25 protein-coding genes are annotated in these 23,988 nt (G+C 37.5%); 10 read left to right on the top strand and 15 right to left on the bottom strand.

What is annotated here, in order from left to right; genetic code table 11:
- Nucleotides 1-101 precede the first annotated feature (101 nt).
- The 3 genes from ABFX33_RS19625 to ABFX33_RS19635 form a co-directional block, all read right to left on the bottom strand.
- Nucleotides 102-1,517 (bottom strand): Gfo/Idh/MocA family oxidoreductase, encoded by a 1,416-nt coding sequence (locus tag ABFX33_RS19625; RefSeq protein ID WP_259180481.1) that lies wholly within the window; start codon nucleotides 1,515-1,517, stop codon nucleotides 102-104.
- Nucleotides 1,518-1,523: 6 nt separating this feature from the next.
- Nucleotides 1,524-2,915 (bottom strand): 3-keto-disaccharide hydrolase, encoded by a 1,392-nt coding sequence (locus ABFX33_RS19630; protein WP_346087660.1) that lies wholly within the window; start codon nucleotides 2,913-2,915, stop codon nucleotides 1,524-1,526.
- A 482-nt stretch (nucleotides 2,916-3,397) separates the two neighbouring features.
- Nucleotides 3,398-3,898: a DUF2199 domain-containing protein gene (locus tag ABFX33_RS19635; protein WP_257091873.1), complete on the bottom strand. Its 501-nt coding sequence runs from the start codon at nucleotides 3,896-3,898 to the stop codon at nucleotides 3,398-3,400.
- 944 nt (nucleotides 3,899-4,842) lie between these two features.
- On the opposite strand from ABFX33_RS19635, the gene ABFX33_RS19640 reads away from it, so the two are divergent.
- Entirely contained in the window at nucleotides 4,843-5,328 is a 486-nt protein-coding gene (locus ABFX33_RS19640; RefSeq protein WP_346087662.1) for a hypothetical protein, read from the top strand.
- 25 nt (nucleotides 5,329-5,353) lie between these two features.
- Here the strand turns inward: ABFX33_RS19640 and ABFX33_RS19645 are convergent, their stop codons facing one another.
- Nucleotides 5,354-5,953: a Crp/Fnr family transcriptional regulator gene (locus ABFX33_RS19645; RefSeq protein WP_346087664.1), complete on the bottom strand. Its 600-nt coding sequence runs from the start codon at nucleotides 5,951-5,953 to the stop codon at nucleotides 5,354-5,356.
- Nucleotides 5,954-6,199: 246 nt separating this feature from the next.
- On the opposite strand from ABFX33_RS19645, the gene ABFX33_RS19650 reads away from it, so the two are divergent.
- A complete protein-coding gene (locus ABFX33_RS19650) occupies nucleotides 6,200-6,526 on the top strand; it encodes a LytR/AlgR family response regulator transcription factor (protein WP_120261017.1) in 327 nt (108 codons plus the stop codon).
- 105 nt (nucleotides 6,527-6,631) lie between these two features.
- On the top strand, nucleotides 6,632-7,021 hold the full coding sequence (locus ABFX33_RS19655) for a DUF2255 family protein (RefSeq protein WP_346087665.1): 390 nt from the start codon (nucleotides 6,632-6,634) through the stop codon (nucleotides 7,019-7,021).
- Between the two features lie 23 nt (nucleotides 7,022-7,044).
- On the opposite strand, the gene ABFX33_RS19660 is transcribed toward ABFX33_RS19655, so the two are convergent.
- From ABFX33_RS19660 to ABFX33_RS19680, 5 genes are all read right to left on the bottom strand, one after another.
- On the bottom strand, nucleotides 7,045-7,536 hold the full coding sequence (locus ABFX33_RS19660) for a CPBP family intramembrane glutamic endopeptidase (RefSeq protein WP_346087667.1): 492 nt from the start codon (nucleotides 7,534-7,536) through the stop codon (nucleotides 7,045-7,047).
- 325 nt (nucleotides 7,537-7,861) lie between these two features.
- Nucleotides 7,862-8,395: a 2-amino-4-hydroxy-6-hydroxymethyldihydropteridine diphosphokinase gene (folK, locus tag ABFX33_RS19665; protein WP_346087668.1), complete on the bottom strand. Its 534-nt coding sequence runs from the start codon at nucleotides 8,393-8,395 to the stop codon at nucleotides 7,862-7,864.
- Between the two features lie 337 nt (nucleotides 8,396-8,732).
- A complete protein-coding gene (locus tag ABFX33_RS19670) occupies nucleotides 8,733-9,842 on the bottom strand; it encodes an AAA family ATPase (RefSeq protein ID WP_346087672.1) in 1,110 nt (369 codons plus the stop codon).
- Complete coding sequence (locus ABFX33_RS19675) at nucleotides 9,842-10,540, bottom strand: RNA ligase family protein (RefSeq protein ID WP_346087673.1); 699 nt, start codon at nucleotides 10,538-10,540, stop codon at nucleotides 9,842-9,844. Before ABFX33_RS19675 ends, ABFX33_RS19670 begins: the two co-directional genes overlap by 1 nt.
- A 264-nt stretch (nucleotides 10,541-10,804) precedes the next feature.
- Complete coding sequence (locus tag ABFX33_RS19680) at nucleotides 10,805-11,980, bottom strand: hypothetical protein (protein ID WP_346087675.1); 1,176 nt, start codon at nucleotides 11,978-11,980, stop codon at nucleotides 10,805-10,807.
- Between the two features lie 335 nt (nucleotides 11,981-12,315).
- Here ABFX33_RS19680 and ABFX33_RS19685 point away from each other — a divergent pair, with 335 nt between their 5' ends.
- Both ABFX33_RS19685 and ABFX33_RS19690 read left to right on the top strand, forming a co-directional pair.
- Nucleotides 12,316-12,714: a hypothetical protein gene (locus tag ABFX33_RS19685; protein WP_257091884.1), complete on the top strand. Its 399-nt coding sequence runs from the start codon at nucleotides 12,316-12,318 to the stop codon at nucleotides 12,712-12,714.
- 143 nt (nucleotides 12,715-12,857) lie between these two features.
- Nucleotides 12,858-13,469, top strand: a complete 612-nt coding sequence (locus ABFX33_RS19690) for a hypothetical protein (RefSeq protein ID WP_257091885.1) — start codon at nucleotides 12,858-12,860, stop codon at nucleotides 13,467-13,469.
- A gap of 43 nt (nucleotides 13,470-13,512) precedes the next feature.
- Here the strand turns inward: ABFX33_RS19690 and ABFX33_RS19695 are convergent, their stop codons facing one another.
- The 3 genes from ABFX33_RS19695 to ABFX33_RS19705 form a co-directional block, all read right to left on the bottom strand.
- Nucleotides 13,513-14,673, bottom strand: a complete 1,161-nt coding sequence (locus ABFX33_RS19695; RefSeq protein WP_346087678.1) for an MFS transporter — start codon at nucleotides 14,671-14,673, stop codon at nucleotides 13,513-13,515.
- Between the two features lie 66 nt (nucleotides 14,674-14,739).
- Complete coding sequence (locus ABFX33_RS19700; protein WP_346087680.1) at nucleotides 14,740-15,585, bottom strand: helix-turn-helix domain-containing protein; 846 nt, start codon at nucleotides 15,583-15,585, stop codon at nucleotides 14,740-14,742.
- 31 nt (nucleotides 15,586-15,616) lie between these two features.
- A complete protein-coding gene (locus ABFX33_RS19705; protein WP_346087681.1) occupies nucleotides 15,617-15,913 on the bottom strand; it encodes a hypothetical protein in 297 nt (98 codons plus the stop codon).
- A 455-nt stretch (nucleotides 15,914-16,368) separates the two neighbouring features.
- Here ABFX33_RS19705 and ABFX33_RS19710 point away from each other — a divergent pair, with 455 nt between their 5' ends.
- The 5 genes from ABFX33_RS19710 (at nucleotide 16,369) to ABFX33_RS19730 (ending at nucleotide 20,010) form a co-directional block, all read left to right on the top strand.
- Nucleotides 16,369-16,773 (top strand): NUDIX hydrolase, encoded by a 405-nt coding sequence (locus ABFX33_RS19710; protein ID WP_257091890.1) that lies wholly within the window; start codon nucleotides 16,369-16,371, stop codon nucleotides 16,771-16,773.
- Nucleotides 16,774-16,913: 140 nt separating this feature from the next.
- Entirely contained in the window at nucleotides 16,914-17,852 is a 939-nt protein-coding gene (locus ABFX33_RS19715) for a hypothetical protein (RefSeq protein WP_346087683.1), read from the top strand.
- Between the two features lie 157 nt (nucleotides 17,853-18,009).
- Entirely contained in the window at nucleotides 18,010-18,408 is a 399-nt protein-coding gene (locus ABFX33_RS19720; RefSeq protein WP_346087684.1) for a hypothetical protein, read from the top strand.
- Between the two features lie 290 nt (nucleotides 18,409-18,698).
- On the top strand, nucleotides 18,699-19,235 hold the full coding sequence (locus ABFX33_RS19725; RefSeq protein ID WP_257091894.1) for a GNAT family N-acetyltransferase: 537 nt from the start codon (nucleotides 18,699-18,701) through the stop codon (nucleotides 19,233-19,235).
- A 244-nt stretch (nucleotides 19,236-19,479) separates the two neighbouring features.
- A complete protein-coding gene (locus ABFX33_RS19730) occupies nucleotides 19,480-20,010 on the top strand; it encodes an NADPH-dependent FMN reductase (RefSeq protein ID WP_120260739.1) in 531 nt (176 codons plus the stop codon).
- A 93-nt stretch (nucleotides 20,011-20,103) separates the two neighbouring features.
- Here ABFX33_RS19730 and ABFX33_RS19735 read toward each other — a convergent pair whose 3' ends face one another.
- The 3 genes from ABFX33_RS19735 to ABFX33_RS19745 all read right to left on the bottom strand — a co-directional run bounded on the left by ABFX33_RS19735 (nucleotide 20,104) and on the right by ABFX33_RS19745 (nucleotide 23,978).
- Nucleotides 20,104-21,252, bottom strand: coding sequence for a redoxin domain-containing protein (locus ABFX33_RS19735; protein ID WP_346087686.1), 1,149 nt, complete (start codon nucleotides 21,250-21,252; stop codon nucleotides 20,104-20,106).
- An 8-nt stretch (nucleotides 21,253-21,260) separates the two neighbouring features.
- Nucleotides 21,261-22,451 (bottom strand): thioredoxin family protein, encoded by a 1,191-nt coding sequence (locus ABFX33_RS19740; RefSeq protein WP_346087687.1) that lies wholly within the window; start codon nucleotides 22,449-22,451, stop codon nucleotides 21,261-21,263.
- 78 nt (nucleotides 22,452-22,529) lie between these two features.
- The gene (locus ABFX33_RS19745; protein ID WP_346087689.1) at nucleotides 22,530-23,978 is read right to left on the bottom strand and encodes a RagB/SusD family nutrient uptake outer membrane protein; all 1,449 of its coding nucleotides are present in this window, start codon (nucleotides 23,976-23,978) and stop codon (nucleotides 22,530-22,532) included.
- Between the last annotated feature and the right edge of the window lie 10 nt (nucleotides 23,979-23,988).

Here is a 23,988-nt window from a genome sequence, read left to right on the forward strand (position 1 = left end):
AAAAGAGTCAACTCGCTCAAGGATAAAATTCTTAAAAATAAAAAGGCGAAGGATATTATATGTACCCTTCGCCCTTTTATAGATTAAATATTCCTCTCGGATTACATTTTATAATACTGTTCCCAACCTCTTGCGGGTGGAGGTCCTGCCAACAATGCGTTCGCAAATTTATCATTGCTGATTTCCTTTCTTTGAGGATCAAAAATGAGTTTAGTATTTAGACGCTGTGCAATTACTCCCAAACAGAACACTTGACTTAAAGGCCCTGCAATTTCAAAAGCCGACCTTGTCTTCTCTTCTCCTTTACATGCTTTTAGGAAGTTGGCATAATGATTAGATGGTGATTTCGGAACCTCCGGAAGACGGGATTCTAACTCCTTTGCCTTCGTTTCAGGTATAATCTGCAAAATACTTGCGTGAGAACCTCCTTTGAAAGTCAGATCCTTTCCATAAATAATTTTTCCAGGATTTAATTTCGCCGGCTCTAACTTACCTGTACTGGGTGCTGGAATGTTCGGATCCAATCCCGAAACCCCATAGCCCTCTGGGATTGGTGGCAAATTATCTAGGCCATCATACCAATTAATATCAACCGCAGGCATCTTTTTTCGCTTCGGAAAATGAAATTTCAGCGTCGAAGACATCGGAAAAAAATACGAATTATGTCCATCAAGCTTTACCGCACTTACTTCTGTTGGTAACCCAAGATCCAAAAATTCATGTGCAGTATCTAAGATGTGCGCTCCCCAATCACCAAGAGCTCCCATTCCAAAATCATACCAGCAACGCCATTGTCCGTTCACAAAATCTTTATTATAATTATGACCTAGCGTCTGCATTTGCCACAGTTCCCAGTCTAATGTGTCTGGTGTAATTTCAGCCGCAGGAAATCCTTTCATATTCACATCCCATCCATGCCATCTGCGGGGCATATTCATATGCGCATCTATGCGCGTAATATCTTTAATTATCCCCGCATCCTTCCAGGCCTTGAATTGAAAGTAATTCGCTTCAGAGTGCCCCTGATTCCCCATCTGAGTTATAAGTTTTGGATTCTTCCTCGCTTTATTTGTCATTAACTCAACTTCGAGAAATGTCCTAGCCATTGGTTTTTCTACGTAAACATGCTTTCCAAGATCTAGAGCCAGCATCGTTATGGCAAAATGGGAGAAATCTGGTGTACCGATACTAACCGCATCGATTTGGTTACCCATCTTATCAAACATAACTCTAAAGTCTTTAAATTTTGGTGCATCTGGAAACATGCTCAAAATTTCCTGTGTGTGTTTAGCTCCCAAGTCTACATCACAGAGTGCGACAATATTACAAAGGCCTGTTTTATAGAGTTCTTTTATAATATCCGCAGCTCTATTGCCCAGACCTACACATGCCAAATTAACCCGTTCATTCGGCGATGCCAAATTGACCTTACCAAGTACGCTATTCGATAACATAACAGCCCCCGCTGCAATAACAGATTGTTTAACAAAACTTCGACGTGATAGATAATGATTCATATAAGCTTAGTTTTGTGTATTAATCTTTATACTGCGAAATGAAACCCGATCACCATGATCCTGTAATAGAATGGAGCCTTCTTTTGCTTCACCAAAGTTGTCCCAGTCCTTATACTTACTAATCGCGACAAGATCCTTAAACTCTTTCGATCCTCTTTCGTAACTCAGCATCTTTATTCCATTCAGATAATGCTCAACCTTGTTATCCGCTGTAACGACTACGCGACCTCTATTCCAGTCGCCTATTGGTCTCCGGGCACGTGCATCTCTATTCGATGTGATGAGATCATATAGTGATGCCAGGGTACGGTTACCGTCCCGACCTAGTTTTGCATCAGGATGTAAGGCATCATCAAGCACCTGAAATTCTAGACCAATAGCCGATCCTTTGGATTTCTCTTTCAATGTGACAAAATATTTTACTCCACTATTCGCTCCAGGACTAAGTTTAAATTCAAAAGAGAGGTCAAATACAGTATATTTATCCTTCGTTATGATATCACCACCATTAGTAGATTCTCCGCCATCAGATTTCAAAACAGTTAATTGACCATCCTTAATTTCCCAACCACGATCAGGAAATTTATCGCCATGGATGCTTCGCCATCCATTATTAGTTTTACCATCAAATAACAGCTTTACTCCTTTCTTCTTTTCGGCAGCCACTATTTCATTTGGCTTTAGATTGACGATATAAATATCTTTCGGAAAATCTTTTGACTTCAGATCAGTGGTCTTTATTTTAACATTTTTGAAATAGACTTTCTTGCCATCTAATTCTGCAGGAATACTATGTACTTGTAATCCGATGAATCCAGTTCGATCGATTGTATCTACTACATAAGAAACAGGGATATCATTGATCCAGGTACGCATCTCATCACCGATTGCCTCTATTCTGATGTGATTATACTCTTCGGCTTTGTACGCTTTCTTTGCATTTTCATTGAGATCGAGGGGATAAAGCCAACCGCGGCGGGCTTCATCATAAATACCACCCGTCCACGCCCTCGATGACGGGTCTATCTCCACTTGTCTTCCATAGACTTTGCCACGGCCATCATTCGCTTTTGGATCAAGATGACTCCGGGTCTGGATTCCTGAATTCGTTTGACTACCTTCCAGCTTAACATCTAGTTCCAATATAAAATCGCCATATTCTTTTTCTGTGATCAAAAATGAATTAGGCGTTCCTTTAGTCATTCGCCCCACGATTGCGTCCCCCTCAATAGAATAAGGAGCTTTCCCTCCAACGGTTTTCCAGCCATTCAGCGTTTTTCCGTCAAAAAGATTTGTCCAACCTTTTTCTATGGCCTTATTCACCTGCGCATGCGATAAAATTGTATTTCCAACCATCACTGCCACTAAGACAGACTTAAATAATGTGTTTCTTTTCATTGAGATAATTACTTCTTGAGCTCGTATGCCCGGTTTATTTATTGAATATTGGTCTATTAATCACACCATGTGTACGCTATTTTTCAATATTGGGATATTAAAGTTATTATACAGTTTAATCCCTCTCGATTTAGGAGATCGGTACACCGCCTTCAGCCATTGGTTATTTTTTCAATTGGCTTTCATAAAACAAGATATCAATTAATAAAGGTGAAACGAATCAAATGGTACGATTTATTTACGAAAACGTTTGAAACAATAGAAAAGCCAATACGTAAAACAATCGTAATGAAAATATGACAAAAACACCGTATAGCCTTTGCACTTATAGCGCAAACAATTAGGTATAAATACACCTAAAGAAAACTAAAAACCACGAAAACAAATAGATACACTATGCTAAAATAGTATAGTTCTAAAACGAACCTGCATCGAAAGAATAGGCTTCTAGGTAAAAATGAAACACTAACGATTCGAGAAATCTAAGTCACAGAATTAACTCGTCTGACAGCCTCATCTCTACTAATACCATTCGACCAATCCTGTACCAATGGATGTTCAGACTCATAAGGTATTAATAATGGACGATAACCATTCAATTGGCATGAGACCTGCATATAAAGTCCAATTGTAGAAATTTCATAATCTGCTATCTCATTACATAACATACCAAAATAGCTTTTTTCCTCGGCCTCCTTAGCCGAAAATATAAGGCGATAGTCGTCTATCGTTTCTTTGCTTACCGAAACCCAAACACCATAATCTAAGGTTTCGTCATGATCCAAAATAGGAATCTGCAAAATAACACGGATAAAATAATCGATCTGATCTTTATGATTGATGACACAAAAATCATCATCTTTATCCGCAAGCTCCTCTTTATCAACAGGGTCTAATATATCATAATGAAAAGGAGCATTAAATGATAAGGATGGTAGTTCCATATGTTCTGCGCCGCAATTTTGGCAAATAAAAGTATTCATATAAATCGTACTCAAAAAATTTTATTCCAAGGTATTTCTTCATTACAAACTTAATCAAACTTTCAAATTCTCCTAAAATAAATCCTATCTATGAGGATCAGGTAAAATTCATAATCTCAATTCTTCTGTTATAGCAGTTTTTTGAATTATTATAATAAATTTTTAAAAAAATTTGCTAAAGTGTACAAAGTACACTACCTTTGTCATATCATAATTTAGGTTTATAATTGGTTATTTAAGGTTTTCATTCTCCCCGTTTGGAAACCTTTTTTTATTTCCATTTATTGACGATCCATACGCTTATTTTATTCAAAATACATTTTCAAACAGGATATTCCAATCATTCAAGTTCTCTCCATTGTTCAACTCATACCACATCATAAATCATCGTTATTCTCTGATTCATATTTGGTTTAACACTTATTCCCAATACAGCCCCCTCTTCTCGTTACATCGGTACAATTAAATAGTCTCAGTCATTTACAATTGTTATATAACTCTTTTGAAAGGCTATTCCTATTCAGGATAATAAAATAGTCCATAACTAAGATAATAGCCCCTTACTATCCATATCAAAATTAACAGTACTTTTTCATGTAAGCGTCAGTGATCATTATGACTATAGAATTTCTGACCACACAGTCACTATAGTCATTTGGAAATTTCTAGGGTTCTTAATAGGTTTTTCTCTTTTACCCCAAAACAGATCCCCCTCTATTTTAAAAAATAAAATAAAAACAATCAGTAAAAAATTTGGAGAATACGAAAATTATACACAACTTTAAAGCACAAACATATATTCCAAATAGGCTACAAAGTAGACAAAGGAAATTTTTTTATTTTAAAAAGACGATTTTATCTTTGAAGATCTCATTGATGAAATTTTAAATTGGTTTTTTTGCAGAAAAACTTCACTTAACTTATAGACAGTAGCATTTTAAAATATGACAACCAACTCCATTAAGGTATATACGGTAGTTTCAAAAGAAATTAAAGAAGATCCAGATGTATTCACTAACCTAGAAGGTGTTTTTTCTACTTATGAAAAAGCACAGGAATATATTGATCATTTTTTTGGCAACGCGAAATATGGCTATCGTTCTATTGTACCTACTTTTTTGGATCCCTTTCAAGATGAAATCCAGAATAATGACTCCTATTATAGCATTTCCTCACAATTGATTGACAATAAATTAGAAATTGAAATCTGCAAAACTTCATTTGCCGTGGTTCTTTCAGAAGTCGGTCGACTCCGTGTAGATGAAGCTACGTCAGAAAAACCAATGGAGATCAACTTACATTGTTTTGCTCGATCTGAAGAAAAAGCTATTGAAAAATTCAATAATTTGATTAGCGATTATGCAAAAGAACACAATCTACATTTTCTAACTAGCCCTTATCGGATAACCGATTCGGACCAGTGTTATTAGTTTTCTCTGCAATGTTAGGGGCCTTTTAGGTATTTATTTTTTTTCGAATTTCACTCAGATATTCTGGAGTAAAGCCCAAAAAAGATGCAATAAGATATTGTGGTACACGTTGCACAAACTCGGGGTATTTACGTAACATATCGCGATAAAACTCCTCTTTAGGTAATGAAAAAAGATATTTAACACGCATTTGTGCCGCTGCATATGCTCTCTGATATACAAAACGAAAATAGCGTTCCATCAATGGAAATTCCGCCATCAATTTTTCCTGATTTTCCTGACTAATATATAAAACTTCCGAGTTTTCAACAGCTTGTATATAGAATGAACTCACACGCTTATTTTCATAAGCCATATTGTCCGTGAGCCACCAGTTTTCAATAGCAAATTCAGTGGTTTGTTCCACACCTTTTTCATTCACAAAAAACTTACGTAATATTCCTTTTAACACAAAATAGTGGTACCTGCAGATTTGGCCTTCTTCCAGCATATTCTCCTTTTTTGCAACTGAATTTATGTTAAAGTATGTTGATATACGCTCAAATGTTACATCATCAATCTGAATAAATTTCTCCAAATGTGCTCTAAATCTTTCCAATGCTTTCATTTTATTTTGACAGTTCATATTTCACCATCTAATGCAAGGTACTATAAAAAGTTAATTCGGACAAAGCATAAGTAACACTTTCAAACACAATAAACAAGATTGTAAAAATCAACACGGAGGTTTCTGATCGCTAATTGCTCAAAGAACATACCTCCACTTTATTGACAAAGATCTTTCAATAGAAGGTATTAACATCTCCAGCTTTTCTTCTCATAATTTCTATATTTGAATTATTAATGCTCATATGGCTTAATGGAGACTATCATGGAAGATCGGACTTTTGCCTTTATCAAAACAGATAAAAAATTGCTAAAGCTTTTTTTTAATGAAATCAACGTGATCAAAGGATTGGGAAACTACGTCGAAATTCATACGACAAGGCACAAAAAGTATATCTATTACAAAAGTCTCAAAGATCTAATCGAAAGCTTACCGCAAGAATTTATGCGCGTTCACAATTCGTACATAGTTAATCTCAACAATATTGAATCTTTTGAAGACAATCAGCTTATATCCGGTGATCTAAAAGTAACGGTTGCAAAGAGCTATCGAGATTGTCTTACCAACACGCTCAATAAGATGATGCTCTGACAACCTACATATCCTAAAGAGCCATTCACATATTATTTTTAGCAAGCTACATAAAAAAGTTTCTAGCCCCTCTCCTTCATTTTAATTTTGAAAAAAACAAAGAGAATGTGTAAACAAGAAGTATTAGATTACATCCAAAACAATAACCTCATTGGTATAAAAGCAGGGGTTGAAAGACCTAATTTTTTAGATATCTGGATGGTGGTTGTTCAAGGTCGAATATTTGCAAGATCGTGGGGATTGGCAGAGCGGAGCTGGTACAATAGCTTTCTAAAAAATCCAATGGGCCAGATTAAATGTGGTACAATTCTTTGCCAAATATGGGCTACAGTCGTAGATGATAGCCCTGAATTGACCACTGCAATTAATCAGGCCTATCTCGCAAAATATAACCAGAACTACAATAGTGTTTATGTACAATCTATTATCGCTGAAAAGCATGTTGCTAAAACTATGGAATTTATGATCGATGAATTCAAGTCCACCGTTATATAAACGAATTCAAGCATTGTTTGAAATCATGGCGACGAATGACCATATTTCCGAATATATAGATATCCAAATAATGGGAGCGCAAGCATCTGGAAAAGAAAAATCAATAGTGAGACAAGGCCTTGAGCTTGGTTATCATTAGCTCTAACCAATAGTTGTGCCCCCAACGGTCCATTGGAAAACAGCAAAATATTAACGATATTCCAACCTAGGTGAAGGGCTACTGGCAGATAAAGAGATCGTGTAACATCATAAGCTTTGGCCAATACCCATCCAAAAAGTCCCGTCATTAACAATATTATCAGCATCTGCATTGGATTTCCAAAAGCACCATAAGAAAACCAATGGTAAATACCAAAAGCTCCGGCCGAGAGCAGGCATCCCCATCTAGGTCCCAATTTTTTTATAAGGATATAAAGCAGAGCACCTCTAAATAACAGTTCTTCAAATAGGACAGATTTTATAATCCACCACGTACTATTGATCAGATTAGAACCAGATAGTTTTGAATTAAGCATCCAACAATTGTGTACTGCTGTAACTTTTATAAGATGATAAATAGCACAGAGCAGAGCCGCCATAAAAAAGCCTACACAGAAGTTTTTAAGCCTGTTTTTCGTTGGTTTAAACCCGAGAACGCTAAGATTCTTCTTTTCGACCATCCACAACAAAGGCCAAGATATAACCAATATGATTATTAAACCTACCATACCAATAAATGCTGTAGTAATAACATACACCTATAGATTAAAAAAACAAAATTGCTTACGGCTATAAATTATTTGTGGCTATTCACTAAAATAAGGTAATCGTCTACCAAATATACAAAAGATCACGAATTCTCTATTGCCATTTGAATATTTCGGGTTGCAGTTGTTTTACAAAGTCATACAAGAAAGGGAGCTGTATAATATCTTTTTCATCGGCAATGCTTCCATTGAAAGTAATTATATCGAGATCGATAATTCGGGGAGTATTCTTATTGTCGTTTCTGAGGCGTCCCATATCCAATTCGATCTGTTTTAATTCACGCTGTAATTCCTCCCAAGGTAAACAGGTATGCAATAATAATGCGCCATTCAAAAAATCAGGCTGGGCTTCAAATTGAAGGGGTTTAGTATAGATAAAATCCGTTTGGTTTCCCATCGTTCCCAATTTCTGAATATAATTCAAGGCGCTGATGATATTTTCTTCAGGATCGATATTAGAGCCTAACAAGATCAAAGCCGTATTGATTTGATCGTCTTTAGATCTCTTTACATTATCCGTAGCGTACAGTGCATATGCTTTCGTTCCTTTCATTTTCTTCTTATGTCCCTTTTGAACCAGTCGGTGAGCTAAACGTTCAACGCCATCAATATACAGGATCCGTCCCATAATAAAGGAACTATCCTGCTAAAATGCAAAGCTATTTCCGAGCTGAACTTTTCATTATGCGGTCCCCATTTGTCCATATGGTTTAAGTAAACACTACTTATCATCATCGGATAAACTCTGTAAGCAATTTTTTTGCCAATAAATCATCCAAATAAATTAAGCAATATTCACTCCTCCAAAATACAAGAGATAGACTAACCTACCAACACCAAAGATCCCGCTTCCGAGCATTTCATGCTCTAAATAAGCGTTCACTTGGTGATGAGGTTTATCAAAAATATTGATTTTTTAAATAGATTTTTTATTGCGTAACTCAAAAACAACCTGAGGTTATGAGTTATTCAACTATATAACGGAGCTCATGTGCTTCCGTCAGTTGTGGTACTTCCAAGTTATGGAGCATTTTATCCAATACAGCATCTGGCAGCGGATAGGCTCTATCTCGATTTTGTACGCGCCATTGACGGTACGGTTTTTCGATATAGACGAGCTCAACATAGGCCTGATAACTAACAAAGAGGTCTATCAACTGCTTCCGCATTAAGGCCGTGATATTAGTTGCATTCCATATAAAGTCTTGGCCCTGGCGTAGATAAATCTTAGCCTGTTCTTTCGCTTGTTGCACTACCCAACCATTCCGCTTTCTATCTGTTGGTTCGATACGATATTTACGACGAATATCGTCAAGACTAATAACTGGTATATCCTTGTTATAGTTAGCGATATAATGATCCTTTCCCATACCAGGCAACCCAGACAGCATGATGACCGTTGATCTAAAATTATCAAAAGGAATATAATCCACATAACCATCCGCGCTGTTGAAGTAGGTAAATTGAGCATTTGGGGTCGAAAAAGATCGAGGTGACTCCCAGCAGTCAATCTCTTTTACATACAGTTCAAATAGCTCTAGCGCATCAAGCAATGCTCCTTGATCCTGACATATTCGCCCTTGGGCATCAGCCTCGGCCAGAAGTTTCAATTCTAGCATATTTACCCTTAATGATGCCTCTAACGCGCTACGCATTGGATCAACTTTGTCCATCAGCCAGAGCGGCAGACCATGAAAACGAACCAAACCTACAATTTCTTCCCGTAGGGAAAAGGGAGTTTCCACATCACGAAACAATATTTCACGTGCTGTCTGTGCACCTTTTCGCGCATGACTTGGCGAACTAATCCGTCCCTGTCCATCGACTACGGTCGTAGACCTTTTTTCGACGTCGTGCAGTAATGCGGCAGCCCAAAGCAGCTCTTGTCGTTGCCTACCTAATCTCCTATAGATATTGGATTGTTGCAATTGCTCAAGCACTAGCTGGGTATGAATAGCAACATTACCTTCTGCGTGATGAATCGGATCCTGCGGAACATTCCGCATAGCTTCTACCCAGGAAAATTGCTTTTCCAGTTTTAGCCAATCTTTATCTGTTGTTAATTTCCATTCCATTAGTTTTTTCCCCTTTCCCAAATAAGTTTCGTTCTTTTCCAGGCTTTAGTCCAATGTTCATCCGTCTGTACATGTCCTTTGCGCACATACTTAAAGATATTATGCTGAAATTTGGAGGCGGGATAAGCCCCCGCATTTCGGCAAACCAGACCTTCTGAGGTACAGCTAATTCCTGTTCCAGGATCTACAGACCCAAAGATCGAAGGTTGAGATGCCAGGTGTTGTACAGTTTTTTCCAACTGTGTTTCCGTCAGATCTCGTACACTGTCCGATCGCAATACTGGTACCATCGGCAAGTCAAACAAGTTAGCATAGAAGGTAACTTCCTCCCATGAAAGCCAGACCTCGTTGATTCGAGCCGCAAATACAAAGTAATAATGCTCCAACTGTGTATACGCTATAGAATGAACCGCATAAAGGTTTTCACCGAAAAACTCCAGGTCGCCCAAATCATTTTTCAATCGTCCCCAATGTTCCCGTAATTGTGCTGTCCAGGGGGATGTCGTTGGAGCAGCATGTGACCGGGCAAATACACCTCGTTTGGATAGACAATTGTTTTCGCCATCCAATTTTTCAGTGTAAAGTAGCTGTGAAAAGGATTGTATATCCGTCCAGTACTCGTGATTAAAACGATCGTCACTGCTGGTTCCCGGTGAAAAAGGAAAATGGTAGGTACGACCATATTTTGTTGATTCCATTTTTTAAAATTAAAGTGAATAATACTGATTAAAAACACAGGTATAGCAGTAATCGAGTTGGGTATCTATCCCATCTGATTAAATTCTTCCTGCATATTGGCACAGTATTACATGACCTTACGTTCTAAAAATGTATAACAATTATGATCTATTTTGGCAAAAATAGATAAATTTCTATAAAAATAAAAAACCGCTATACCATCAGACATAACGGAAAACCAAAACCTATAAATAAAGCCCCTTTATGCAGGGTTCATATGGCTGTTATATTCTAATATGAGCATCCCATCCCGCACGCGTGTAATCTTGTTGATTATTTAAGAAAAGCTTAACATTATGTCCTCTAAGGCCTTTCCCACTTCTCAATATTTCACTAAGCTGTTCCCGCTGAATATTTTGCAACAGCATTTTCTCAATAAAGGGCTGTAATTTCAGGTCATCCGCCACACGTTTTATTGGGTATTGTACAAAGAACATATTGATCGCATAATTTTTTGATATTTTGACAATCCAGTCTTCCATCCCGATCTTCTTTAACTGATCAAAGATTGTCGGGCAATCCAATGTTGTACCGTTACGCAAGATAACACATTTAGTTTCTGCTGTTGTATATACGGCGACAATATCAACAAATCTCAGTTGCTGCAGGTTGATCTGTTGTACAAATTCTCCCCGCTTATCTAACAGGTCCCCCAATAGATATACATCGATGTTATCAATATCCACTCCATAGGGCCTTTCTTTCCTCTTCATCCCACTCTCTTTTATGGTTCGCTTTTCGTTTAGAGAAATTATCGCAGGGGTCTGTTCGAACTGTTCAAATGTGGGTCTTTTTTTGATAAATGGTCTCCTTTTTGTCACCATTGGCTGTGGAGCTGGTAGTTCTTTTTCTAAACTTACATTGTGCACTATCTGCATGAGTGGCCGATTATAGATAACAGCAAGGTTTTGCCGTTGGCCAACAGAATGATAGAGTAACGACCAGTTTTCTCGCATATAGACCATTAGACTATATGAAACAAAAATAGTGGCATAACGAATACCATAGATCTGCATATGTAATTCAAAAAGCATCGATCGTTCCACTGACGACTGACTGTAAACAAAGATAACAGCTACATATAAAAGTATGAATGGAAAAACAGAAACCAATAAAAGTGAAAAGAAAGCGATAAAATGCAGAATAATATCTAGTCCGGGTATGTTTTTGGCCTGTTCCCCCAGTCGCTCACGCATGTAAGGTACACTCCAGTACGTAGGCAAATTAAGTACTAATGATACTATTGTTGCTCCAATCCAAAAAACACAGAGCATAATAACAACCAAAATCCAATATTTCAACTGATCTGACCGGTCCAAAAAACCTTGAAACGATATTGTTTTTAGATTAAAAACAATAGACAGCATCAGCGAACTCAAAAAATAAATGATAGATTTCATGACGTTTCTCCGAATTAATATCTGGTTAGGATAACTAAATTAATAATATCTACTCACAAAAGTATACTAATATAACAAACACTATCGAAATCACAAAACAAAACATTACGCAAACGATAATATTTATAAAAAAATAACAAAAGAATAACACGATTAAAAGCTCTGATACGATGATAAACGAATGTTAATTGCTATTTTAGAAAGTCAATTGATGTATTAGAAAGGTATAACCGACCAATAACCTACATTTCACTGTCGTGTTATCATATTTTTAAGCAAAAATCACACTATTTATGATCAAAGATTGAGATATTGTAATATAATAAATTTAAATAATGAAACAGCAATTCAACAACCATGGTGTAGCCAAGGTACAATTTAGAATCTTGGCTTTGCCAGAAAGTTTGCTCGCAGTCGAGGTAAATGCTATTCGTCAAAACTTTCTATCCTGGATGGCCGCAAACTTCGCATTGACCACTAGTCAAAAATTTCAATTGATGACTATGCCTGATGATTTACAGGAAACTTTAAGCCAAGCTATCGCTAATAGCTACGAACTTGGGCAGGCCGTTCAGTTTTTCAAAGAAACAGCTTCTAAGGATGATCAACCTGATTTGAAGGATATCGTGATCAACGGTGCCGAAACAATGGCTGAGTTAAACAGCCAAGGTCTCAGAAAAGCTGATTTCACAGGACAGCTGGCAATTAATATTCGCTATAAAGTGAGTATGTAATTTATTGAACGAATATCTAGTCCAAAACAGGGCTAACCCAATAAACACCTTTAACACTAATATCCGGTTTCTTTTCAATCCTCGGGATAGAAAAGAAACCGGATATTAATACCAAGGGCTTTCTTGACGCTATTTGTAATGAAATGAAGATATTGGATAACAAAATCAGATCGCGATTTAATATGCTATTTATCTGGCCTCAGAAATTATATACCTACAGTAGCATTGGCCAAGGTTTTGATACGGCTACGCAATACAACATACATTGCGCTAATATAGCCAGAAGCCTTACACGACTATCGAGCAGACCAATTACAGTAGATAAATTCCTTTCTCCCGCGGCTTACAGCAAACAATGTAACAATTCAAATGAACGGGTTCCGCTTCCCTTCAAAACATGCTACACTGTTTGCCTTTGGCAGCCTTATTTTTGGTTAACTGACACTTATTCGGCCTTGATCCAAGGCAATGATCAGCTCAATCTACTCAATGACGCCAACCTCCATACAGCTGCAGCTCAAGCCGACATACTTTTCTTTAGTAGTGGTGGTAACTTTTCGGTCAATGACATTTTAGAGCAAATCGACCTCAGTGATAAATATGTTATTATTATCTCCACCTACAGTGAACAAGAAATACGTACGAATATCAAGCACCGCATCGACCATTATCAAAATGCATACCTCGTCGATTCACAAGCTGAGTTTGACCAGTTCATTGCCAATGTGCTAGTTAAGGCTACCAAACAGGATTAACAGCAAGCTAAAGCTTGTAGTCCTAGCCATCGTTAAGGTTTAATTATTTATTTTTCTGAACGATCAAAATCCACATGGATACTGCTGCTGCCAAGCCACCGAAGAAATAGATGGATTGATACCCATGCCATCCTGCGATAATACCCGCAACTGGTCCGGCTATTCCTAGCGAAATATCAAAAAATGCAGCATAGGCGCCCAATGCCGTTCCACGCATCTGTGGACTTACCTTTTGTATAGCGAGCACACCAAGTGCTGGGAAAATTAGTGAGAATCCTATTCCAGTGAGACTACAACCTATAATCGCCATGGCTTCCGAACGAGCGAAACCAATCAGCATCTGCCCTATCATTTCAATCGCTAAGGAGACCATAGCCACCTTATAACCACCAAATCTATCCGGAAAAGAAGCACAAAATACTCTTGTCAAAACATAGAAACCACCGAAAGTTAAAAATGCTAAGGACGGATTTATCCAGCTTTTCTCCGTAAACAGCAGCGTGATAAAAGATGAGATACAGGCAAATCCTATGGAAGAAAATGCTAACGCAAGCCCCTGTTCAGAAATCATCCCGATCACCTTATAGAAAGGCGTCCGTTGATGCGAGGGATCCACTGGCAGATTGGGTAGCTTGATTGTGCAGATCCAACTTATGGCAGACAACATAATCATTAACCCAAAAACATGGCTCGTACCCCAAGATGCGGATAGATAGAGAGCTAAGGGCGCCCCCAAGGCAATACCCGCATACATGGCAATACCATTCCAGGTCATAACTTTCCCCGATTTTTGATGCCCCACTAGTCCAATACCCCAAGTTAAAGCGCCAGTAATAGCCAAACTTTCAGCTATACCATGTGCTATTCTTGCAACAAAAAGCATCAATAAAGCCAATAAGTGAAAATCCCGAAGATGATATGCTGTCATATAGATCAGGCCTGTTAGCATTGTCATAATGACACCATACTGCTTAGCGGTCTTAGCACCCTTGGTATCAGCCATTTTTCCAGCAAAAGCTCTGGTTAACAAGGTGGCAATAAATTGAATTCCCACTACCGCTCCCACAATTAAAGGGCTAAAATGAAGTTCATTTTTTATCAACGCAGGAACTGTTCCCAACGTGATACCGATGCAGAGGTATATCGCAAATACCGAAATCATAATCGGACTGATTGTCCACATCGATTGGTTTTCTTCTTTCATATCTGTATATATTATTTAAATTTTACAGATGCAAAATTAGATAGCCGTTTAGTATATTATAGGTCGTTATTCATGCATATGATTGGACAAATGATGGTTATTTTGTCGAAACTGCCCTGCGGTGCACCCCAAGTTTTTCTTGAAAAACCTCGTAAAGTAGGTATGGTCTTCGTAGCCGAGACTAAAAGCGATTTCTTTGACATCCATATTTGTATAAAATAGTAGTCGTTGTGCTTCCAATAATACTTCGTTCTGTATCCAATAGCTAGCAGTAAACCCTGTTATCTCCTTACTTACTTCGTTGAGATACAACGGTGTTATATGGAGTTGCTCAGCGTAGTCTTTTACCTGTTTAACTTCCTTAAACTGTTGGCTTATTAAGTTTTTAAACATCGTCACAAGCAGGTATTTGTGGCTACCTGTTTTCTTATGTATTTGACTTTGGGGTACAAAAGCTGCTGTTAAATACCCTATCAAGGCATTGACCTGTGCATGGAGAATAGATTGATAGAAGATTTGCTCTCCTTGTTCGATAAAATCGTATAAGATCGCAGCCAGTGTAAATACAGGATGATCTGGTTGCAAGCTGATAACCTGTCGATTATACATAAAAGAATCCATCATAGTTCTATATTCCGTAGGAATCAGTTTAGGCTCTACAAAAAGCATCCAGCATTTGGCTTCTTCATTTAATAGACATTGGTGAACTTGACCGGGAGCTACGAAACAGATCGAAACTCCTTCGACTGTCCATTGTTTAAAATCGATGGTCCAACATGACCGCCCCTTTTGCTGTAGGATAAACATATAGTGATCGTCCCGATGGGGTACGGCAGGTCCTTGAGAGAGATCCTTAAAGGGAAGCATCTCAATTCCCTGGGTGGATAATTCCTTGTTATGGATGGGTATCATAGTTTTCAGTAAGCTGCAAAATCTATACCTTCTAAAGTTGCGACTGCAATCGGATCCAGTTCAAGATAAGAAGTAAAATAAAGATACCAAGGATATACTTTTCGACTTTATTAACTTTGACTGCACCAAATTTCCAGACGCAGCCCCGATCGATAATGAGTAGGAGCAGGTTTGGAATCAGACCAAATATCCCAATGTACATCGCCATTAATTTATCAGGAGCAGAATGCCCTGTGGCCAATACTATAATAGTTATCACCACACCGATAAACCCAAGTATCCCAAGGATGAAAAAGATCGTACCTTTTGCTTGTAAGAATTTTATCATCTTTAGTTTTTTATTCAATTCCACTTGAAGTAATGTTGGTTTGTTGTTAAGATTGCTCAAAATTACGGATTTCAATGCTTTAAAAGATAAAAAAACAAGCCCCCGAAAAATTCGGGGGCAAGTGGTCCAAAGTCGGTTCATTTTTCTAGTTCACTAGGGAATGTTCCGAACCTTGCAACCAAGGATAATAGCTAAGTTAGTTAATTTAAATCACACTATTATCCATGAGCTTTTATTTAGCGCTCCAGTTTAATAAATCCAGCCCATTATAATGCAAAAATTTGTATTTAGTTTATTATTATCTAAATCGGTTTTATTGAGGATATCCTCGTTATTTAGTTGGTTAACGAGGACGATGATCATATGAAAATTTGCACTCGAAAATCTTGGAGTGAGTAAATATGAGAAAATTTGTTAGCTACATTTTTGTTATATTCGACCATTAAATAACACACATGGACAATAACATCATTGATAAGGTCGCATTAATTCATATTTCCAATAAAAAAATTTTAAGTACTCGCTCCAAATCTAAAGACAAACTGTACTTTCCCGGTGGAAAAAGAGAACATGGTGAAACTGATTTAGCATGTTTAACGCGAGAAATACATGAGGAGTTAAATGTCAATATTGTAGAAAACTCCGTCAGTTTTTTTGGTGTTTTTGAAGCAGTGGCTGATGGACGTGAAAAGGATATTGTAGTACAAATGTCCTGTTATTTTGCTGAGTTTACTGGCACATTGACAGCTTGTAACGAAATAGAGCACTTTGAATGGATAAGTTTTGCTGATAAAGATAGAACTTCAGCCGTAGACCGTTTAATACTACAAAAGCTATACGATCTAAAGCTTATTGATTAAAGGAGAGTAGAAAACTTCTATTAAGCTATTGTCTCTCAAATCGCTTTATTTGTTTCTCTCAGTCAGACACTGGTCTGCGCATCAGATCAACAACACCGCTCAATACGACATTGGAAAATTAATTTTAGTTCGCATTTATAATGGATAGAATCAAACCTTTATTGATATTTATAGCTTTAGTATTGTCCCTCAAGTCATTTTCACAGGAACAACTCTATTACTTTACCAATGCAGATAGTAATCTGGTTGGCGTGCGTACACTATCTGGCAAGACAATTATCCCATTGCAATTTCCAATGATCGGATACTATGATTTTGAAGACCCCATAACGACAGCTTTTATTGAATTTTCCTATACACTACCTGATACAATGACCAACCGGATGAACCCCAATCAATCAGTAGGCTGCGTATATGATAGAGAAGGAAATTTCATATATACTCCATTTCTTTATGATAATGGTCCTGACTATTGGCAAGAAGGCATCCGTCGTTATGTCTCTGATGGTAAGGTGGGCTATGTTGATATAAACAATATAATCTTAACCCCAGCTAAAACTGGCTTTGCAGACATGTTTAACTATGGTTATGCCTCATTCTATGAAGGGGCTGTATCAAAAGTCTATGAACCTGGAGGTGAACACTGGACAGTATCCCCCACCGATGGCAAGGGCGAAAAATATCTGGTCAACCGAGACGGGCAAAAAGTGCTTGGAAATAAAAGCCCAGCTTCGACTAAAGACTATTACTATGAAGGGTTGTACTATCCATATCCTTTTCGCTACACTGCTGCCGAACAGCTTATCCTGAATGGTTTAAATCAATTTACAGCGATTCAGAAAGTTGATAAACTGTTATTTTCGAACGGTCAGGCCAAATCAGATACTATTCAATTTGAAATCGTTGGAAGGCCTTCAAAATTCACTCCTTACTACACCGTACAGGGATATAAAGGGCAGCATGCAGACGACAATTGGGTAATTGAAGCTACAGCAAATGGCCAATACTTTTATACGCGATATAGTGAACGAGTTGCGCTCGGGAAATGGATTGATGAGCAGCTAGCAAAAAATCAATAACATCTATAATAAAGTAAAATAATGTAAGAATCTAGAAAATAGAACAGAACGCACACAATTAATTATAAACTTTTATTATTAAATAAATTTATCGATATTTAATTTGATACGCTTTATTCTCGAATATATTTTGTAGATCTTTACTCAAATTAACCGTATGAATAGTATAAAGGCCACTGCAACCCATTTTCGCTATAAAAAGCATCCTGGAGATTTATTTAGGGACACTTCTGTTCAATTACTACCACACCCCTATAAAAATCAGTCAGAGTTTTGGGTATGGTTTCATCCCTCGTACCATCGCAGTGAAGATATTGCCGATCTGAACGAGTTGTATAAACAACTCCACAATTTTTCCTGCCGGGAGGAAATCACAGAAGCTAATCCGGAATTATGTTATGCCGGCATACCCAAAGAACGAATTACCGAAGAAATAAAACTTCTTGAGCACAAAATATATCAGGATTGTTTCGAAAACTTCTATTTATTGATTATTGAAGGACATATTGAATTAATAGAGAACAATCAGCATGGGAAAAATGAATCTCTATCTTAATTATTGTTAGCCACTATTATTTTAGACTGTCAGTTTTTAGCTAACCTACGCAATGAATGTTCAGCCTCATATTGTGGTGGTATACATATTTAATTGTATTGATTATCCTGAAGTATCCGTATACAAATGAGTAAAAGCTGATATTTATGAAATTCGACCTTATTCAAAAAAGTGGAAGAACAAAGATAATTGTAAAAGCGGATATCATTTTAAAAATGATATGTAAATTTGTCTTAAATACTTGGCAACCTTAATTCAATTGTTTACAACCATTTTATAACACCGATAAGATGAATGACTTTCCTAGATTAGAAACAGATAGACTTATTCTCGACAAAATAACTGTGGAAGATATTCCGCAGATAGTAATATACCTTCAGGACAAGATCTTTTCTGATTATACGTCAAATATTCCATACCCCTATCGGAAGGAAGATGCTGAATTTTGGCTTAAACTATCGGCCGAGGCCTTTAAAAATCGAAAGGGATTTACCTTTGCAATTCGGGATAAAACGGGGAAATTTCTTGGAGCTATAGGTCTTCACGATGAAGGTTCGGATAAAGCGGAATTAGGTTATTGGATTGGCATTCCAAACTGGAATAATGGTTATGTTACTGAAGCGGCAAAAGCTATTATCGATTATGGGTTCAGAGAATTGAATTTCAATAAGATCTATGCCACTTATTTTCCTCACAATCCTGCTTCAGGAAAAGTCATGGATAAAATAGGTATGAAAAAAGAGGCCCTACTGAAACAGCATCTGAAGAAAAATGGGAAATATTATGATATCCCAATGTATTCTATTTTTAAAGAAGATAGGAGATAATATTTTACGCGCTTAAGGAAATAACAGTCCAGTTGTTGTTCGATCTCAGCAGAATTGGATTTGTTTTTACTTTCTAGCGGATAAGATATTGTTGATGATACTAGACTCATCTTTTCAAGCAGATATTTACCTATCAGCATATAAAATAATACTACCCTACTATAATCCAATAATGAAATTGAGGAGCCGTTTTTATCGAAAAATTCGGTAAATTCACGGTATAGACAAACACACAAAGCACAACATGAAAGTATTTGCATTTGCTGGAAGCAATTCTTCCACCTCAATCAATAAACAATTAGTCAAGTTTGTTCTGAAAAGTTTTAGTGACCATGAAATAAACTTGATTGATCTCAACGATTATAATATGCCTGTTTTTTCTGTCGATCTGGAAAAAAATGGTTTTCCAGAGGAAGCACATCGTTTTCTGGATAATATTACCGAAAGCGATATCATTATCTGTTCATTGGCGGAGAATAATCGTTCGTATAGTGTTGCCTTTAAGAATGTTTTCGACTGGGCTTCCCGGATAAACGTAAAGGTATTTCAAGACAAACCAATGTTACTAATGACTACCTCTCCTGGCGGCTATGGTGGTGGGAATGTCATGGCCGAGGCTCAAAAATTCTTCCCGCAATTTGGCGCTATCATCAAAGAAAGCTTTTCACTGCCAAAATTCTATGAAAATTTTGATCTGAACAATGGTGTCATTAACCCCGAGCATCTCAGCACACTCAACGAAAGAATAGACAACTTTAAGAAACAACTATTCTAATCATTTTTTCAATCGCATGGATGTTGACACAGAGAATCCACTTTTTTTGAGTTAAAAAGGGGGCATTGCATTGAAATGTCCCCTTTTATAATCTTATTTGATTAATTCTGTGAGTCTATCAGTTAGTTGTTTGCCTTTTAAATTAATACCGACGATCTTCCCCTCAGGCGATATCAAATAATTTTGCGGGATAGCCTGAATACCATATAGCTGGGCAGCGTTATTTTGCCAACCATTTAAATCAGATATCTGCGGCCATTTCAAACCATCTTGTTCGATGGCTTTTGTCCAATTATCTTTCTTTCCTGGTTTATCGAGTGAGATTCCCAAGATTTCAAAACCGGGTCCTTTAAATTGCTTATAGATTTCAACTAAATGTGGGTTTTCGGCACGACAAGGACCACACCAAGAAGCCCAGAAATCCAATAGTACATATTTACCCTTGAAATCCGATAATTTAAGCAAGCGACCATCTGGTGTCAATTGTCCGAAATCTGGTGCTGGTTGTCCAATTCCCAATTTCTTGGCAAGTAGTATTTCTCTTTCAAGCTTCTCTCCTATTGTTGTTTTTTGTAAGTCAACAGATAATTTGAGAAACAGAGGTTCAATCTGGCTGACATCACTTCCATGCCGTGCTACTTCCTGAAGTGCCAATAAGCTAAAATAATTATCCGGATTTTCGACAATAAATTTACGCTGTGCCTGTACACGCAGCTCTTCGATTTTCTCGATCTCTGTCGAGACCTGCCTCAGTGCTTCTTCGTTTCGACTTTTATCCTGATATAAGTCAGCACGTTTGGATTGCTGAGTGATCAGCTGCTGCTCATAGGAATGTAAATAATCTTGATATTTCCGATAAGCAGCCTGCAATTGCCCTCCTTTTACAATAGATGATTCAAAAGGATCTTTAATAACAATTTCTGTATTAGCCTCAAGAGGGTCTACATAAAATGTAAGGCGTTGCATGGGTCCCCCCTTTCTATGGAAAAATGAAGTACCATCTTTAGAATAAAACAATATGACCTGTGTAGGTTCATCAATTTGTCCTTTGTAAGCTACATGTGAAGAATTTAAACTTACGGAATCTATTTTCAGTTTTTGACCAACAAAATAGCGGACAAATACCTTGGCCTCTGAAGAAGGAGACTGTCTGTTGAGAGTCAGCTTAAAATCTTGTTTTTGTCCCACGACAATTCCAATCATAGATAAGCTCAAAAGAGCTGATATAAATATTTTTTTCATGTTGATTGTTAAAGTGCTTTGGCACGCTCCAGTAGCGCATCCGCCAGCTTAATGATTTTTGAAGTTTCCAATTCAGCCAAGCCTCTCGCAGCTTCTGCCGCTTTGACGGCTTCCTTCTTTTTATTCAATGCAATGCAGATATCTGCCAGGGTTCCCTGATTGGAATAACTCGATGGATTAATCTCTGCTGCCTGTTTTGCAAGGATGTAACATTGTTTAAGGATAGCAGGTTTAGCAACGTCTCCTTTTGCATTGGCATTACGCCGTGCAATAAAACTAAGCTTCTCATCCTCGTCTTTTAGGAGTCCCTTCCGCAATTTTTCAGTCAACGAAACAAACTCTTTTTCTGTACCATGAGCTGCGATCCATTCAACCTGATACATTGCAGCGTCAATCTTGTGTTCCGGTTTATTTGACTGCTCAAAATAGACCAGTCCTTTTCTAAATTCGTCGGCTTTGCTATCACGGATGTAACCATACATCGCATATCGCAAGAGCTGTATTTCCTTATTCTCAAATTCAGTTGCCAAGGCTATGCTTTTAAAATACGTCTTATTTGATTCGAAAAATTTACCATAGCGATCCTCCATACTCTGTGCCATCATTTTTATCGTTTCCCAACCATTTGGGCTTCTTAAAAACTCATCAGTGGCAACACTATCCAAAGCTTTTTTGGCATTATTTGTAGCCTTATTGTCCGTCTGTTCCATAACTTTTATATAGCGCAACAGAAAGTTAGATTCACGAACTCCCTGATCATACTGCTTACGCAGATTGGGAATTTGGTAGTTGGAATCATTCGCCTGTTGTGCCTGCTTCAGGAAAAGATCGGCCTCCATACGGGACTGCGTTCTATAGATCAATGTCCCCTGCCCATCCAGAAACAAATAGGTAGGAAAACTTTTTATCTGATAATTTTTTGCAATGTCCACTCCCTCACCTACCTCACAATCAAACTTGGTATTAATAAATTTCGAATTAAAGTAATCGGCAACTTCAGGCTGTGAAAACACATTACCTTCCATCCATTTACAAGGGGCACACCAGGAGGTAAAACCATCTAAAAAGATCAGTTTATTTTCTTTTTTTGCTAATTCTTTCGCTTCGCTAAAAGTCACCTTTTGGAATTGTATATGTTCTTGCGCCAGCAATATTACAGACTGTATGAAGGCCAGCGATGTCAATAATAGTTTTTTCATGAAAGTATTTTTTAAAACTTGGAACCAATCTTTGCTTATAATGGGCAAAGATTGGTTAGGTAAAAGCATTTATATTTTTTATCGTTCATACTGTGGAATTCCCGGATTTAGGGAAAGTACTTTGGGTGGTACCGGAAGTATCATTCTAAGGTCTGTTGACTCCATTTCAAATACTTTACTGGCCAACGGATGCTTAATTGATTTCTTATAATTATCCGCAATAACCAAACGTTTCAAATCGATAAGTCTAGTCGATGCCATAAATGGCATTTCACGTCGTCTTTCATCTAGGGCCAACTGCAGCACAGTTTTCGGATCACCTGCTGTCAATGCTTTATTATTTTCAATACGACTATTTCTTAGTGTATTCAAGAATTCTAAAGCTTCCCCCGTATTTCCTGTACGTGCAGCTGATTCAGCAGCGATCAGAAATAATTCTGGTGTATTAAATCCTGTACTAAAGTCAACATAGGGCGCATAAAGTACACGTCCAGGAAATTTAATTAAATTAGGACCAAAGGAGGCTTGATCACGACAGAAAAATAATTCGTAACGCTTGTCATTTGCTCCGACCGGGAGATCTTTTGCATAGGTATCAATCAGTTCCTTGGATGCATAAAATTCAGCATTTTGAGAGCCTAAACTACTTGTACCGGAACGAGTCCATATTGACTCTACATTGGTTCTAGCATCAGGAAACTGTGAGGAATTATCGGTCTTGAGACATACACGGCCAAAAGTTGTCTTATCTTTATTTGTATATAGGTTGTAGTTGATCAGATTTTTATTCAAAGCTAGCGCCTGTTTAGCATTCTCCAAAGCCTCTTTGAATTTCCCCTGATATAGGTATACCCGACTCAAGAAAGAATACCCCACAGAACGTACGGCCTGAGATTTGTTTGACTGTGCTGTACTCAAGTGCGGAAGTGCATCATTAAGGTCGTTAAGCACTAGGTCATAAATGGCTTGCACAGATACACGTTCATATTTTTGATTAATATCTTCCTTTAGAACCAAAGGTACACCCAAATCCTTAGCCGCATTAGCTGGATTATAATGAGCGGCATAGATATTGACCAGACTCAGATACTCAAATGCCCGGCCGATCTTTGCTTCCGCCCAGACCCTTTTCTTCTCAGTTTCCGAACCATCTGTCGCCACGAGCACATTATTTATAATCACATTGTAGGTAAAAATATGGCTATAAGCAGTCTCCCAATAAGGATCGTATTGACCATCCTCAAAAATTGCACCATGAGCGAGACTATAAAGCTGCTTCTTAACATAATCATAGTAATCAAAACTAGCCGCAGATTGTACGTCTTGCGGATCGCCAGACTGTAGATTGTCTGTTAGGTAATTGGGATAAACTGGAGAAGCACTAATTAATCCCTGATCATTTAATAATAATTTGTAGTCATTAAGATTTTCGGGAATAGTAAATCCCTTGGGTTTTATATCTAAGTATTTATTGCAGCTACTTAACGTCATTAAGCCAAATAACAGTCCTATATATATTTTTTTCATGATATCTTCT

The sequence above is a fragment of the Sphingobacterium ginsenosidimutans genome, assembly GCF_039536865.1.
GTDB lineage: Bacteria > Bacteroidota > Bacteroidia > Sphingobacteriales > Sphingobacteriaceae > Sphingobacterium > Sphingobacterium detergens.

Excerpts from the sequence above, each read along its gene's own strand:
- ABFX33_RS19625 (WP_259180481.1), bottom strand. The coding sequence starts at position 1,517 with ATGAATCATTATCTATCACGTCGAAGTTTTGTTAAACAATCTGTTATT.
- ABFX33_RS19630 (WP_346087660.1), bottom strand. The coding sequence starts at position 2,915 with ATGAAAAGAAACACATTATTTAAGTCTGTCTTAGTGGCAGTGATGGTT.
- ABFX33_RS19635 (WP_257091873.1), bottom strand. The coding sequence starts at position 3,898 with ATGAATACTTTTATTTGCCAAAATTGCGGCGCAGAACATATGGAACTA.
- ABFX33_RS19640 (WP_346087662.1), top strand. The coding sequence starts at position 4,843 with ATGACAACCAACTCCATTAAGGTATATACGGTAGTTTCAAAAGAAATT.
- ABFX33_RS19645 (WP_346087664.1), bottom strand. The coding sequence starts at position 5,953 with ATGAACTGTCAAAATAAAATGAAAGCATTGGAAAGATTTAGAGCACAT.
- ABFX33_RS19650 (WP_120261017.1), top strand. The coding sequence starts at position 6,200 with ATGGAAGATCGGACTTTTGCCTTTATCAAAACAGATAAAAAATTGCTA.
- ABFX33_RS19655 (WP_346087665.1), top strand. The coding sequence starts at position 6,632 with ATGTGTAAACAAGAAGTATTAGATTACATCCAAAACAATAACCTCATT.
- ABFX33_RS19660 (WP_346087667.1), bottom strand. The coding sequence starts at position 7,536 with ATGCTTAATTCAAAACTATCTGGTTCTAATCTGATCAATAGTACGTGG.
- folK (WP_346087668.1), bottom strand. The coding sequence starts at position 8,395 with ATGGGACGGATCCTGTATATTGATGGCGTTGAACGTTTAGCTCACCGA.
- ABFX33_RS19670 (WP_346087672.1), bottom strand. The coding sequence starts at position 9,842 with ATGGAATGGAAATTAACAACAGATAAAGATTGGCTAAAACTGGAAAAG.
- ABFX33_RS19675 (WP_346087673.1), bottom strand. The coding sequence starts at position 10,540 with ATGGAATCAACAAAATATGGTCGTACCTACCATTTTCCTTTTTCACCG.
- ABFX33_RS19680 (WP_346087675.1), bottom strand. The coding sequence starts at position 11,980 with ATGAAATCTATCATTTATTTTTTGAGTTCGCTGATGCTGTCTATTGTT.
- ABFX33_RS19685 (WP_257091884.1), top strand. The coding sequence starts at position 12,316 with ATGAAACAGCAATTCAACAACCATGGTGTAGCCAAGGTACAATTTAGA.
- ABFX33_RS19690 (WP_257091885.1), top strand. The coding sequence starts at position 12,858 with ATGAAGATATTGGATAACAAAATCAGATCGCGATTTAATATGCTATTT.
- ABFX33_RS19695 (WP_346087678.1), bottom strand. The coding sequence starts at position 14,673 with ATGAAAGAAGAAAACCAATCGATGTGGACAATCAGTCCGATTATGATT.
- ABFX33_RS19700 (WP_346087680.1), bottom strand. The coding sequence starts at position 15,585 with ATGATACCCATCCATAACAAGGAATTATCCACCCAGGGAATTGAGATG.
- ABFX33_RS19705 (WP_346087681.1), bottom strand. The coding sequence starts at position 15,913 with ATGATAAAATTCTTACAAGCAAAAGGTACGATCTTTTTCATCCTTGGG.
- ABFX33_RS19710 (WP_257091890.1), top strand. The coding sequence starts at position 16,369 with ATGGACAATAACATCATTGATAAGGTCGCATTAATTCATATTTCCAAT.
- ABFX33_RS19715 (WP_346087683.1), top strand. The coding sequence starts at position 16,914 with ATGGATAGAATCAAACCTTTATTGATATTTATAGCTTTAGTATTGTCC.
- ABFX33_RS19720 (WP_346087684.1), top strand. The coding sequence starts at position 18,010 with ATGAATAGTATAAAGGCCACTGCAACCCATTTTCGCTATAAAAAGCAT.
- ABFX33_RS19725 (WP_257091894.1), top strand. The coding sequence starts at position 18,699 with ATGAATGACTTTCCTAGATTAGAAACAGATAGACTTATTCTCGACAAA.
- ABFX33_RS19730 (WP_120260739.1), top strand. The coding sequence starts at position 19,480 with ATGAAAGTATTTGCATTTGCTGGAAGCAATTCTTCCACCTCAATCAAT.
- ABFX33_RS19735 (WP_346087686.1), bottom strand. The coding sequence starts at position 21,252 with ATGAAAAAAATATTTATATCAGCTCTTTTGAGCTTATCTATGATTGGA.
- ABFX33_RS19740 (WP_346087687.1), bottom strand. The coding sequence starts at position 22,451 with ATGAAAAAACTATTATTGACATCGCTGGCCTTCATACAGTCTGTAATA.
- ABFX33_RS19745 (WP_346087689.1), bottom strand. The coding sequence starts at position 23,978 with ATGAAAAAAATATATATAGGACTGTTATTTGGCTTAATGACGTTAAGT.